Consider the following 14,172-nt stretch of genomic DNA (forward strand, 5'->3'; position numbering starts at 1 on the left):
TGCCGGTGAGTCAACTCGAATGGCTGTACAAAGTCTTGGAATAATTCAGTTTTAGATATCACCGAACTGTCGTATATTGTGCCTTGCAGTTCCGGACAAGAATATGAATAATTCCAGTTCGAATTTGTTAACATGGGATCTATCAGTGTTAACCATAGGATCTATCATTGTTAGATAAATTACCAAGCATAGAACTATGCTTTCTGAACGCTGAAATGACAAATTCACTGAAAATCTAGTTTTGGTTACAAAAATTCGGTTATTATTGAATTAGCATAATTTTAAGACATTAATCATCCAAGACCATCCGCTGATCTCCCTAAAATCCCATGTATCAAATTACTTTTACAATACTTTTTACACTTTTCACTACGGCCATTTTTGGACAGACAGGGCCTGGCGATAAAATTTTAGGAGAATGGGTGAATGAAGAAAAAGACACACGCATTGAAATTTATAAAGAAGGAACAACCTATTCAGGGAAACTGATATGGGGACTGAAGCTGATGGAAGCGGATGGGCAAACGCAGCGAAAAGATGTCAATAATACAAACGAAAAACTCCGGTCCAGAAGCGTCCAGAACATTGACTTGCTACACAGCTTCATTTTTAGCGAGGGAATTTGGGCCGACGGGAAAATGTATGACCCGAAGAGCGGAAAAACATATAGCTGCCTGATGAAATTGAGAGAAGAAAAGCTGGAAATCCGTGGCTACGTAGGAATTCCGCTGCTGGGCAGGTCCACTTATTGGGAGCGCGTTTTATAAGTAACAGCGGCCGGCGTGGTGGCACGATATTTACCCTTCATATGTGAGTTGCTATCCATGAGGAAAGCATTTTAAATGTGTTTTAAAGGAATACAAAAGGTAACGCCGGTGTTCTTTTTTAAATAGCCATCACGCATATGAAGCATATACAACTGGGAGTATTGGATCAATCTGTTGTAAGACAGGGCGCTACGGTCCAAGACGCCATCAACGAAACAATTGCCACGGCAAAGCTCGCCGAAGAGCTCGGATATACCCGTTTCTGGGTTTCGGAACACCATAACTCAACATTTATAGCAGGATCGACGCCGGAAGTACTAATGGTGAAACTGGCCGATTCGACGAACCATATCCGCATCGGATCGGGCGGCATTATGCTTCCCAATCACAGCGCATTGAAAGTTGCCGAAAATTTCAGAATGCTCGAAACGCTGTTTCCAGGCCGTATCGATCTTGGAATGGGCCGAGCGCCCGGCACAGACCGCATTACATCCTCTTTATTAAATCCTTCCAACGATTTCAGCGAAAGCAGTTATTTGCGCCAGTTGGAACATTTGCAGCATTTCTTCCGGGATACAGCAGGAACGGAACGTGGCTTTATTTACGCAGCTCCGCAATCGCCCACGATCCCAATGCAGTGGATCCTGAGTTCAAGCGGTGGCAGCAGTAACATTGCCGCACGGTTTGGAATGGGATTGGCCGTGGCGAAGTTTATTAATGGCTTCGTGAAGCCGGATGTAATTGAAACATACCGAAAGAATTTCCGCCCATCCGACCAATATGCCGAGCCTCACGCGCTGCTTTCCGTATTTGTGCTTTGCGGCGAAACAGAGGAAAAGGCGCTGGAAATGCGCAAAATGATGGATTACATCTTGATCGAGTTTGAGAAAGGAAAATTCGGTCCTTTCCCTGATGTAGCAACGGTCAGGAAATACAAATTTACAGAAGGGGAGCTTGAACGCATTCGATACAATAGCGGACGGATCGTTTCCGGCACAAAAGAAGACGTAAAAGAGCAGCTCACTAAGCTCGCGAACGACTTCGATGTGGATGAAATTGTGATTTCCACAATGGCTGACAGCAACGAAAACCGCATCCGGTCATTTGAATTGATTTCTGAGGCATTTAATTTGAGAGAACCAGTTCAATAAGTTTATTTTTGTGGCTAATCTGTTAGCCAGCCATAAATGAACCGTTTTGACCGCATCACTGCCATACTTATTCAGCTCCAATCCCGCAAGATTGTAAAGGCTCAGGATCTCGCAGAGCGATTTGAAATAAGTTTGCGTACCGTATACAGAGATATCAGCTCGTTGGCAGAGGCCGGCGTGCCTATTATCGGGGAGGCAGGCGTAGGCTATTCGATCATGGATGGCTATCGCCTGCCTCCCGTTATGTTTACGAAGGAGGAGGCACGTACATTCATTACCGCAGAAAAGCTGATGGAGAAATTCACGGATCTTTCGACGCAAGCGCAATATCAGTCCGCGATGTTTAAGATTAAGTCGGTGTTGCGGAGCAGTGAAAAATCGATGGTGGAAACCCTTGAAAACCACATTGAGGTCAGGCAGTCATCCAAGCCATTCTACGGGGAAGACAGCAATACGCTCGATATTTTGCTCAAAAGCATTACTGAAAGAAAAATTACCAAAATCAATTACAATTCACTTGGCTTCCAGGATCTGACAGAACGCGTGATAGAGCCGGTTGGGATCTACCATGAGAATGATTACTGGTACACCATCGCCTATTGCCATTTACGCAACAACTATCGTAATTTTCGCTCCGACCGCATCCTTAAAATTGAACTTACTGACAGAGATTTTCAACATAAGCATGCCCCATTAAAGGACTTTCTAGCACAAACCTGGGACACCCAGAACCTGCGGCTGATCCGGATCAGAATAGAAAAGGGCAAATCACACTACATCCGTAATCAGAAATACTATTACGGTTTTGTTTCCGAAACCATCACAGATGACGGCATCGAGATGAGCTTTTTATCCGCATCACTCGACGCTTTCGCACTCTGGTATCTGATGCTCGCCACATGCTCCTGCATCCTGGAACCGGAAAGCCTGAAAGACAAGGTTAGGGCACTGCTGGGTCAGATCTCAGAGAAACTCGCCCGTTGAAATATGAAAAAAGTCTCTTTATTAAGTATTTCGGGCAGTTTAAGAGCAGATTCTACAAACACGCTTATTCTCAGAAAGCTCGCAGAATTCCTCCCGGAACACGTCAGTTACGAACTGTTTGAAGGGCTGGACCAGATCCCTCATTTTAGTCCCAGTCTGCCAGACAATGCGGCTGTGACAAACTTCAAACAGGCCATTCAGCGGGCTGACGGCGTAATCATATGCACACCCGAATACGCATTTGGAGTGCCGGGAACATTGAAAAACGCATTGGATTGGACCGTTTCAACGGGCGAACTGAATGACAAACCGGTGGCTGCAATCAGCGCTTCGCCGCTTAATACCGGAGGAGATAAGGCGCTCGCCTCTCTCCTGCTAACGCTTACTGCCCTGGGAACCCGGCGGAATGAGGACAGTGCCTTATCGATCCCAAACATCAAGCTGAAAATTAATAGCTTAAACCAGATTGTGGACGAAACGACGCTGGAAGCACTTAAAGCCCAATGCGATAACCTGCTTAAAATTATCGGCTGAGCCGGTTTTATGCCGGAATGAGTTAGTATATTGGTAAAATGATAGAAATTATGCTTCAAATAAAAGACTATAATTTCTATATACTAAATGTTAATTTAATACATTTGAATTCTATCCACTTTAAAAAACGTTCAACAAAATGAAATTTGAGACCCTACAACTCCACGCCGGACAACAGCCAGATCCTGTAACCAACTCACGCGCCGTTCCGATCTATCAGACGACGTCTTATGTATTTAACAATGCGGAACACGCAGCGAATCTGTTCGCATTGAAGGAGTTTGGAAATATTTATTCCCGGATCATGAATCCCACGAATGATGTGTTCGAGAAACGAGTGGCTGCTTTGGAAGGCGGTGTAGCAGCATTGTCAACGGCTTCCGGACATTCTGCCCAGTTCATTGCCATCAATAACATTACCACGGTGGGTGACAATTTTGTGACCACATCCTTCCTATATGGCGGTTCGCACAATCAGTTTAAGAACTCTTTCAAAAACATAGGCGTCGAAGCGCGTTTCGCAGATGGTGACGATGTGAGCAGTTTCGAGAAACTCATCGACGATAACACCAAATTTATCTATCTGGAAACGATCGGAAACCCAAGTTACAGCGTTCCGGATTTCGAAGCATTCGCAGCGCTGGCCAACAAATATGATCTGCCTTTAATCGTTGACAATACATTTGGAGCTGCCGGGGCCATATTCCAGCCTATTAAACACGGGGCACACGTGGTGGTGCAGTCGGCAACAAAATGGATCGGCGGGCATGGAACCTCTATCGGAGGTGTAATTGTGGACGCGGGGACTTATAACTGGGGCAATGGTAAATTTAAACAATTCACAGAGCCTTCGCCAAGTTATCATGGGTTGGTTTTGAATGATGTGTTCGGCATCGGCGGACCATTCGGCAACATTCAATTCATCATCCGTGCCCGCGTGGAAGGCTTGCGCGACTGGGGCCCTGCCCTATCTCCATTCAACGGATTCCTATTCCTGCAAGGCCTGGAAACGCTGTCGTTACGCGTAGAAAGGATCGGCGAAAATGCATTGAAACTGGCCCAATGGCTCGAAGCGCAGCCGCAGGTAGAAAGCGTAAACTACATCGGTTTAGAAAGCAGCAAATACCATACATTGGCCAAAAAATATCTCACAAGAGGCTTCGGAGGAGTATTATCATTCTCAATCAAAGGAGACCGTTCACAAGCAGAAAAATTCGTAGATAACCTGAAACTGATCAGCAACCTCGCAAACGTAGGCGACGCCAAAACCCTGATCATCCACCCAGCATCCACAACCCACTCACAACTAAACGAAATCGAGCAAGTCTCAGCCGGCGTTCACCCGACGCAGCTAAGGATTTCCGTTGGGATTGAGCATATTGATGATATTATAGCGGATATTGAAGAGGCGTTCGGGGCGTTGTAGTTAGGTGTTAAGCTAATTTAAACTAGCCTGTCAGCCTGAGTGGACCGGGCCGCCGGGCGGTCGAAGGCGCGCTACTCCTGGGTAACGCGCCCTGTCAGCCTGAGCGGTGTTACAAGCCCTGTCAGCCTGAGCGGACCGGGCCGCCGGGCGGTCGAAGGCGCGCTACTCCTGGGTAACGCGCCCTGTCAGCCTGAGCGGTGTTACAAGCCCTGTCAGCCTGAGCGGAGTCGAAGGCGCGTTACCAAGGAGTAGCGCGCCTTCGACTCCGCTCAGGCTGACAGGGAATGTAAGCCCCCTCCTACTCCCGAATCCCTTCCAACGCGAACATAAACGCAAATTGCAGCGCTACCTCCTTCAAATATTCGAACCTGCCCGAAGCTCCTCCGTGACCGGCTTCCATATTGGTTTTTAGAAGCAGCACATTCTTATCTGTTTTATGCGTCCTTAACCTGGCGACCCACTTGGCTGGCTCGAAATACTGGACCTGGCTGTCGTGTAAGCCTGTCGTTACGAGCATGTTGGGGTAATCTTTTTTCACGACGTTGTCGTAAGGGGAATAGGTTTTCATGAAGGTGTAATATTCCTTTTCCTTCGGGTTTCCCCATTCATCGAACTCGTTGGTTGTCAGTGGGATGCTTTCGTCCAGCATGGTTGTGACCACGTCTACGAACGGCACGTCGGCGATGATGCCGCGCCACAGGTCCGGGCGGAGATTGGAAATGGCACCCATTAATAAACCTCCCGCGCTGCCGCCTTCTGCGTACAGGTGCGCAGAAGAAGTGAATTTCCCTTTGATCAGATATTCCGCGCAATCGATGAAGTCATAGAAGGTGTTTTTCTTTTTCAGCAATTTCCCGTCTTCATACCATTGCCGTCCCATTTCCTGACCGCCGCGTATGTGCGCGATCGCGTAAATGAAGCCTCTGTCGAGCAAGCTGAGCCTAGTGCTGCTGAATGCTGCGTCGATGCTGTTTCCGTACGAACCATATGCGTAAAGCAACAATGGTGTCTTTTCGCTCTTTTTAGTGCCTTTTTTGTAAACCAGTGAAATCGGGACTTTCACGCCGTCACGGGCGTCCGCGTACAAGCGTTCCGTGACATATTCCTCCGGATTATAACCCCCAATCACTTCCTGGCGCTTTTTCAGTTCCTTGGCTTTGGATTCCATGTTGTAGTCATACACAGAATTCGGCGTGGTCAGCGATGTATAAACGTAGCGCAGGTTCTTGCTGTCGAACTCCGGGTTGGAACTTGCATAAGCCATGTATGCAGGCTCACCGAAGTCAACATAATGTTCGGCATTGTCGTTAATGTTGCGGATACGCAGTTGCAATAGCCCGTTTTTACGTTCGGTAATAACCAGGTAATCTTTGAAAACATCGATTCCTTCCAAAAGAACGTCTGTTCGGGTCGGGATTACTTCTTTCCAGTTTTCAACGCCCGTCTTGTTCAGCGGCGTTTCCATCAGTTTGAAGTTCAGCGCGTCCTTATTCGTAACGATCAGGAATTTGTCGTTTTGGTGGTCAATGTCGTAAAGGACATTTTTCATTCTTGGCTGAAAAACCTCGAAATCCCCTTCCGGTTTATCCGCGTCCAGGATTCTGTATTCCGACGACATCGTAGCCGAAGAAGCGATAATGATATATTTTTCCGATTTGGTTTTGCCCACGCCAATGTAGTTGCTCTTGTCTTTCTCAGCGTAAACCACCACATCCTTTTTGCTGTCTGCCCCTAATGTATGCCGTTTAATCTTTTCACTAAGCAGCGTTTTGGGATTGGTTGCTGTGTAAAACAATGTCTTGTTATCATTCCCCCATTCCGATCCGCCACTAGCCGGGAAAATCTTGTCTTCAAACAATTCCCCCGTTTCAAGGTTCTTAACATAAATCGTATACTGCCGCCTCGACACCGTGTCAACCCCATAAGCCAGCAATTTGTTGTCGGGGCTTACATTGAAGCCAACTGCGGAATAATACGGATGTCCTTCGGCCATTTTGTCCACGTCCAAAAGCATTTCTTCCGGTGCATCCAATGTTCCTTTTTTACGACAATATTTAAAATACTGCTGTCCTTCTTCACTTCTTGTATAATACCAATATCCGTTGCTGAACACCGGCACCGACTCGTCTTTCTCTTTAATCCGGCCCTTCATTTCGGCAAAAAGATCTTCCTGGAATTTCTTTGTAGCCGCCATCATCGTGTCTGTGTAAGCATTCTCTGCTTTCAGGTAATCCACAACTTTGTTGCTGTCCGGGCCTTTGCTGAAAAAATCAGCCATCCAATAATACTCGTCATTCCGTTTATCGCCATGCATTCCGGTTTCATGGTCTTTCATTTCTGCTACGGGAGGCGTTGCTTCCGGCCATTGATATGCTTCGTTCACGTCTTTATTTTGGTTACAGGAAAAAATGATAACAGCTAAAAATAGTAAAATGATTCGCATCAGGCATGTCGATTTAGGTTTAATATAATATTTATAAAACGTTTAAAAAGTATTATACATTTGGTACAGTTAAAATGTTTGGTTTGTATTTAAAATATAAAAAGTATCAAATGGTTTAATTGTATTTGATGGTAGGAACATTCTAACCATACCTTCATTTGGCAGCCTTAAATCTACAAAAAACCGTCAGCAATCCATTTCATCGGCACAGTTACATTATATTTGAGTTTCGTAAATAAAAGACCTCATGGATAAACCCATTCATAAACTTTTCCTGCTGGACGCAATGGCATTGATCTATCGCGCGCATTTTGCATTTATCAAAGCGCCTAGGATTACGTCGAAGGGATTGAATACAAGTGCTGTGTTTGGCTTTACCAACACATTGCTTGAAGTTTTGCAAAAGGAAAAACCCACACACATCGGCGTTGCATTTGATACGTCTGCACCCACATTCAGGCACATTCAATATGAGGCTTACAAAGCGCAACGTGAAGCCCAGCCGGAGGATATCACTGTCGCTATACCGCTGGTAAAACGACTTTTGGAAGCCATGTGTATCCCGGTTCTGGTGCTGGATGGTTATGAGGCGGATGACATTATCGGGACCATTGCCAAGGAAGCGTCCACGGCAGGATTTGAGGTTTTTATGATGACTCCGGACAAAGATTACGGTCAGCTCGTAGAAGAGCACGTGTACATATATAAGCCCGCATTCCTGGGCAAAGGCGCGGAAGTGCTGGGCGTGCAGCAGATCCTGGACCGCTGGCAGATCCAGCGGATTGACCAGGTGATCGATATTCTAGGCTTAATGGGCGATGCGGTGGACAACATTCCGGGCGTGCCGGGTGTGGGTGAAAAAACCGCTCAGAAATTGATCGCCGAATACGACACCATTGAAAACCTGATCACACATGCCGACGAAATAAAAGGTAAACTGGGTGAAAAGCTTCGTGAAAATATTGATAAGGCAGTTCTCAGCAAGCAGCTGGCGACCATTGACATTAAGGTGCCGGTGCCATTTGATCCGGAAGACCTCACAGTTTGTGCAGCCAATGCGGATAAAATCATCGAACTGTTTGATGAACTGGAATTCAAAACACTGAAAACAAGGATCCTGGGCTCATCAACTCAAACAATTACCCCGGCTTCAAAGCCGAGTCAAGCAAAAGGCGGACAGCTCGATCTTTTTGGAAATCCGACAGAGGAACTGGGCAAGCAGCCCGCAATTATCAGCGAGGGCATTGCAGACGATGACGCGCCGGCGCAGGCTTACGAAGACCTGCATATCCCAACAACGAAGTCGACCATTGACAACACATTTCACCGTTACCACACCGTGGATACGCCTGAACTGATGAAAAGCCTGGCTTACTATCTGTCTTTGCAGGAATCTTTTTGCTTTGATACCGAAACCACTTCGCTGGACACCATTGATGCCGAACTGGTCGGGCTTTCATTCGCGTATCTCCCCGGAGAAGCATTCTACATCCCGGTTCCTGCCGACCGCGAAAAGGCCATTGAAATCCTTGAAAATTTCAGGGAAGTTTTTGAAAATGAGTCCATTGAAAAAATTGGTCAAAATATAAAATACGACCTGCTGGTGCTGAGAAGCTATGGATTTGAAATCCACGGTAAGCTGAGCGACACTATGCTGGCACATTACCTGCTCGAACCGGACAAACGCCATGGCATGGACATTCTGGCCGCTTCGTATCTGAATTACGAACCAGTTTCCATCACCTCGCTGATTGGCAAAAAAGGTGTGAAACAAGGCACTATGCGCGACGTTTCCATTCCTGAAATTACGCAATACGCAGGTGAGGATGCCGATATCACATTACAACTTAACACCATCTTCTCGCGTGAACTGCCGAAAGTGAATGCTTTCAAACTATTTGAACAGGTTGAAATGCCGCTTTTGAAAGTCCTTGCTGCCATGGAGAGCAAAGGCGTCCGACTGGACATTGGCGCGTTGAAGGAAATGTCTAATGTGCTCGAACTGGATTTGCGCCAAACAGAAAGCGAAATTTACGCCTCGGCGGGACAATCCTTCAATATCAGCTCGCCTAAGCAGCTTGGCGAGGTGCTTTTTGATAAAATGAAGCTGATCGAAAAGCCGAAAAAGACCAAAACCGGACAGTATGCGACGGGCGAGGATATTCTTTCGGAGCTGGAAAACAGCCATGAGATCGCCCGTAAAATATTAGATTATAGGGAGCTGCAAAAACTTAAATCTACTTATGTAGATGCTTTGCCTTTGCTGGTAAGCAGCCGCACGGGCCGCATTCATACCTCTTACAACCAGGCCGTTGCGGCCACCGGACGGTTGAGCTCGACGAACCCCAACCTGCAAAACATTCCGATCCGTACGCCACGCGGTCGCGAGATCCGGAAAGCATTTGTGCCTGATAATGAGGAATTCCAGATCCTTTCAGCGGATTATTCGCAGATCGAATTGCGCATTATGGCCGCATTCAGCGGGGACGAAAGTATGATCGAGGCCTTCAATCAAGGACGCGACATTCACGCCACTACGGCCAGTAAAGTGTTCAAAGTGCCATTGGATGAAGTGACTTCGGATATGCGCAGAAAATCCAAAATGGTCAATTTTGGTATCATTTACGGTATTTCGGCATTCGGACTCGCCCAAAGGCTGGCGATTCCCAGAGGCGAAGCCGGCGAAATTATCCGTGCCTATTTTGAGGAATTTCCTGCCGTAAAAAGTTATATGGACAAAGTGGTGAACGACGCACGTGAAAAGGAGTTTGTTGAAACCATTCTGGGCAGACGCCGCTATGTGCCGGATATCAATTCGAGAAACCAGACCAACCGGGGTTATGCCGAGCGAAACGCCATCAATGCGCCTATCCAGGGTTCGGCGGCCGATATGATCAAAGTGGCGATGATCAACATTCATGATTTTATTGCCAAAGAGAAGCTTAAATCACGCATGATCCTGCAAGTGCATGACGAATTGGTTTTCGATGCGCACCGCGACGAAATCAGTCTGCTCAAAGAAAAAGTGGATGAGCTGATGCGCGTTGCGATTCCGCTGCCTGTAAAAATGGAAACCGGGATTGGCATCGGGGCCAACTGGCTCGAAGCGCATTAAACATTAGCTTAACCAGCACTCAAAAGCTGCCTGCATCTCCGCGATACAGGCAGCTTTTTTTTGTTTAACAATTAACAATTTGTTTACATATACTTCACAACGGAAATTTCTAATATGCCGATTTTTGCAGCCGATATGGTATGCTGAGCCCGAGGTTACTATTTACAATTTACGTAAAGCTAATTCTGGAAAACTCATTAAATAAGAAAGAAAGTATCGAACAATACATATATGACCAAACTTTGCTAGCCTGAGAATCAATTTTCCTAGTATATAAAGCGAAGGATTTTGTATTTTAGTATTTCCAGACCAGCCGCCCGTTCATCACATTCTCAAACACAATTTGTTCAATCGCGTTTAACCCCGTTTTTTCCAACATTGCCAAAGTTCAGTCCAACATCCGTTAAAATTCATTCTTATGCAAAACAAAATTCTACCACTAATTAAGAGCTGCAAAATCCCCGGGCTGCGTCAGCAGGGATTAGCACTGCTGCTCGTTTTCCTGACAACCTTTGCAGCGCCAATGGCCCGTGCAGCCAAAGCCGACCGGACCATTACCGGAAAGATCACAGACGAAAACAGCCTCGGATTACCGGGCGTCAGTGTCATTCTCAAAGGAACAACTTCCGGCACGATTTCCGACTCGGAAGGACGTTACACCGTTACCGTTCCCGACAATTCAGCCACATTGATCTTCTCTTATGTAGGCTATCTGTCACAGGAGGTTGCCATCGGCAGCGGATCCGTCATCGACATCCTGATGAAACCGGATGCGAGAAACCTGAACGAAGTCGTAGTTACTGCGCTGGGTATCAAGCAGGAAACCAAAAGATTGGGTTATGCAGTCCAGGAAATCAAAGGCGGTGACCTGGATAAGGCGCGTGAAACCAACTTCGTGAGCGGACTGGCCGGAAAAGTGGCAGGCGTGCAGGTTATGAGCAGCCCAAGCGGCATCGGCGGCTCGGCGCGGATAACCATCAGAGGCGATAAATCATTGGATATCAATAAAAACCAACCCTTGTTCGTCATCGACGGGGTGCCCATTACCAATGCTCTAACCGGTTCAAGCGGCCGTGATTTCCAGGAACTGGATTACGGAAACGGCGCATCGCTGATCAACCCGGACGATGTGGAATCCATGACCGTGCTGAAAGGTGCGAATGCCTCGGCGCTTTACGGATCAAGAGGTGCAAATGGTGTGATCGTGATCACCACCAAATCAGGTAAGAACAGCAAAGGTCTGGGCGTTTCTGTTAATGCTGGGGTAACGTTTGAGAACCCGCTGATCCTGCCGAAATTTCAGCATAAATATGGCCAGGGAAATAATGGAGAGTTTTCGTTCGTTGACGGAAGCGGTGGCGGGATCCGTGATGGTGTGGACGAAAGCTGGGGCCCCGAAATGGACGGCCGCCTGATTGCCCAAGCCAACTCCCCTACTTCCAATGGTTACCGGGGCGGCGACATTTCGCTCGTTGACGACGGAATCCTGGGTTCTCCGGCGGATCTTGCAGCCCGCGGCACCATTACACCAACGCCTTTCGTACCTGGAAATAACCTCAAAGATTTTTACGAAACGGGGATCACCAACAACACCAACGTATCAGTAACCGGCTCGAACGAAAAAGGCGATTTCCGTCTTTCCTACACGCTTTTGGATCAAAAAGGCATTATCCCGAACACAGACATCAAGCGCAACACATTTGCACTGAACTCGGGATACAACCTTTCCCCTAAATTGAGCGTGCGCATTTCTGCTAACTACGTGCACAGCGAAAGCGACAACCGTCCTAACCTCACTTACGGAACAGAAAGCATCATTTACTTGCTGCATTGCTGGATGGGCCAGCACGTGGACCTGAACAGTCTGAAGGACTACTGGATTCCGGGAATGGAAAACAGACAGCAATACAACTTCAACTACAATTACCACGACAATCCGTATTTCAACCTTTACGAGAACACCAACAGCCAGAATGCGAACCGTATTTTCGGGAATATTTCTTTGAAATATGACTTCACAAGCTGGTTAAGCCTGCAATTACGCGGCGGAACGGATTTCAATAATGAGCTCAGAAAACGCCGCCGCGCATTCAGCACGCAGCGTTTCCCTTTCGGAAGTTATCGTGAAGAGCGCGTTCGCAACGGCGAATCCAACTTCGATTTTCTGTTGAGCGCCAATAAAGAGTTCAGCGAAGATTTTACCTTTGGTGCCAACCTAGGAGCTAACCGCCAGATCAGCAACACTAACAACCTGGAAGTAACTGCTCCTCAGTTGCTTATCCCTGGTATTTTTAGTTTCAACAACACCAGAATCCCATTAGTAAGCTCTATTGATGACATTAACAAGGTCATTAACAGCGTTTACGGATCGGTGCAGTTTGGGTATAAAAATTTCCTTTTCCTCGACGTGACGGCACGTAACGACTGGTCTACGGCATTGACACTTCCTGCTGCTGCGGATTCACTGGGTCAGACCATTAACTCGTATTTCTATCCATCGGCATCATTGAGCGCGGTTGTAAGTGATGTGGTTACCATGCCTGAATGGGTTTCTTTTGGTAAAATCCGCACGAGTTTGGCACAAGTTGGTAATGATACAGACCCTTATCGTTTTACATCCGGTTACAACCGCGACAATCCATGGGGCGATTACCCGATCTACAACTCCACCAGCAGGCTTGTGAATTACAATCTGAAACCGGAGATCAGCACTTCTTTTGAAATCGGGACAGAATGGCGTTTTCTGAAAGGCCGCGCCGGACTTGATTTTACTTTTTATAACATTAATACAAAGAACCAGATCCTTCCATCCGTTCCGGTTTCGATCACCTCAGGGTTCGGCGACCGGATCGTTAATGCGGGTGAGATCAGGAACTACGGTTATGAAGTAATGCTTACGGGCACACCTATCCAGACTTCCAACTTCAAGTGGGATGTTAATGTCAACTGGTCGGCGAACAGAAGCAAGGTTGTAAAATTTGATGGAGAAGTAACTGATTATCAAATGGCTGAGCGTCATGGCGTGTCTATTCGTGCGCAAGTAGGCGAACGCATGGGTGATATGTATGCAATTGGTTTCAAGAAAGTAGAAGACAAAAACAGCCCCTATTTCGGACAACAGGTCTTCAACGAATCGGGACGTTTCATGAGCACGAGCAATCTTATCAAAGTCGGAAACTACAATGCTGACTGGATGGCTGGAATCAGGAACACATTTACCTACAAAAACGTGAGCCTGAGTGGCTTGCTGGACATTCGTCACGGCGGTCAGATCTTCTCTGAAACATTTGTGGTGGGTCTGGAAGCGGGACAGTTGGAAGAAACGCTGGAAGGACGTGCCGACGGTTATGACATTACCAAGGCTGGAAACGGCGTGATCGGCAAAGGTGTAATCGAAAATGCGGACGGAAGCTATCGCGTGAATGATGTAAAGCTTACGGCGCGGGAATATCACCAGTCACGCACAGGAAACCGCGACATTCCGCAGGGCGGGATCTTCAATGCTTCTTATGCCAAATTGAGAGAGGTTCGCTTGGGATACGCTATTCCCGCGAAATATCTTTCAAGGGCAAAGATCAAAGGTTTGAATGTGTCCGTTGTGGGCAGGAACCTTGCAGTCTGGAGCAAAGTGCCGCACATTGATCCGGAAACTTCTTCACTAAGCGGCGGGACCATTGTTCCTGGTATTGAATCAGTTGGAATGCCCACCACACGCAGCTGGGGCTTCAATCTTGGATTTACTTTTTAACTGA

Annotated in this window: 8 protein-coding genes; 7 read left to right on the forward strand and 1 reads right to left on the reverse strand. The window is 47.0% G+C overall.

The annotated features are described in order from the left end of the window. Window positions 1-329: 329 nt before the first annotated feature. The 5 genes from L0659_RS24525 to L0659_RS24545 all read left to right on the forward strand — a co-directional run bounded on the left by L0659_RS24525 (window position 330) and on the right by L0659_RS24545 (window position 4,862). Window positions 330-767 (forward strand): DUF2147 domain-containing protein, encoded by a 438-nt coding sequence (locus tag L0659_RS24525; protein ID WP_235129241.1) that lies wholly within the window; start codon window positions 330-332, stop codon window positions 765-767. 137 nt (window positions 768-904) lie between these two features. Continuing rightward, window positions 905-1,918, forward strand: coding sequence for an LLM class flavin-dependent oxidoreductase (locus tag L0659_RS24530; RefSeq protein ID WP_235129242.1), 1,014 nt, complete (start codon window positions 905-907; stop codon window positions 1,916-1,918). A 36-nt stretch (window positions 1,919-1,954) separates the two neighbouring features. Beyond that, a complete protein-coding gene (locus L0659_RS24535) occupies window positions 1,955-2,902 on the forward strand; it encodes a YafY family protein (protein WP_235129243.1) in 948 nt (315 codons plus the stop codon). 3 nt (window positions 2,903-2,905) lie between these two features. Next, window positions 2,906-3,436, forward strand: coding sequence for an NADPH-dependent FMN reductase (locus tag L0659_RS24540; RefSeq protein WP_235129244.1), 531 nt, complete (start codon window positions 2,906-2,908; stop codon window positions 3,434-3,436). A gap of 139 nt (window positions 3,437-3,575) precedes the next feature. Then, window positions 3,576-4,862: an O-acetylhomoserine aminocarboxypropyltransferase/cysteine synthase family protein gene (locus tag L0659_RS24545; RefSeq protein WP_235129245.1), complete on the forward strand. Its 1,287-nt coding sequence runs from the start codon at window positions 3,576-3,578 to the stop codon at window positions 4,860-4,862. A 298-nt stretch (window positions 4,863-5,160) separates the two neighbouring features. Here L0659_RS24545 and L0659_RS24550 read toward each other — a convergent pair whose 3' ends face one another. Then, on the reverse strand, window positions 5,161-7,305 hold the full coding sequence (locus L0659_RS24550) for a S9 family peptidase (RefSeq protein WP_235129246.1): 2,145 nt from the start codon (window positions 7,303-7,305) through the stop codon (window positions 5,161-5,163). 247 nt (window positions 7,306-7,552) lie between these two features. Between L0659_RS24550 and polA the strand changes: the two genes are divergently transcribed. Both polA and L0659_RS24560 read left to right on the forward strand, forming a co-directional pair. Then, window positions 7,553-10,420, forward strand: a complete 2,868-nt coding sequence (gene polA, locus L0659_RS24555) for a DNA polymerase I (protein WP_235129248.1) — start codon at window positions 7,553-7,555, stop codon at window positions 10,418-10,420. Window positions 10,421-10,838: 418 nt separating this feature from the next. After that, window positions 10,839-14,168, forward strand: coding sequence for a SusC/RagA family TonB-linked outer membrane protein (locus tag L0659_RS24560; protein ID WP_235129250.1), 3,330 nt, complete (start codon window positions 10,839-10,841; stop codon window positions 14,166-14,168). The last annotated feature ends 4 nt before the right edge of the window (window positions 14,169-14,172 follow it).

The organism is Dyadobacter sp. CY347 (genome assembly GCF_021502655.1).
GTDB lineage: Bacteria > Bacteroidota > Bacteroidia > Cytophagales > Spirosomataceae > Dyadobacter.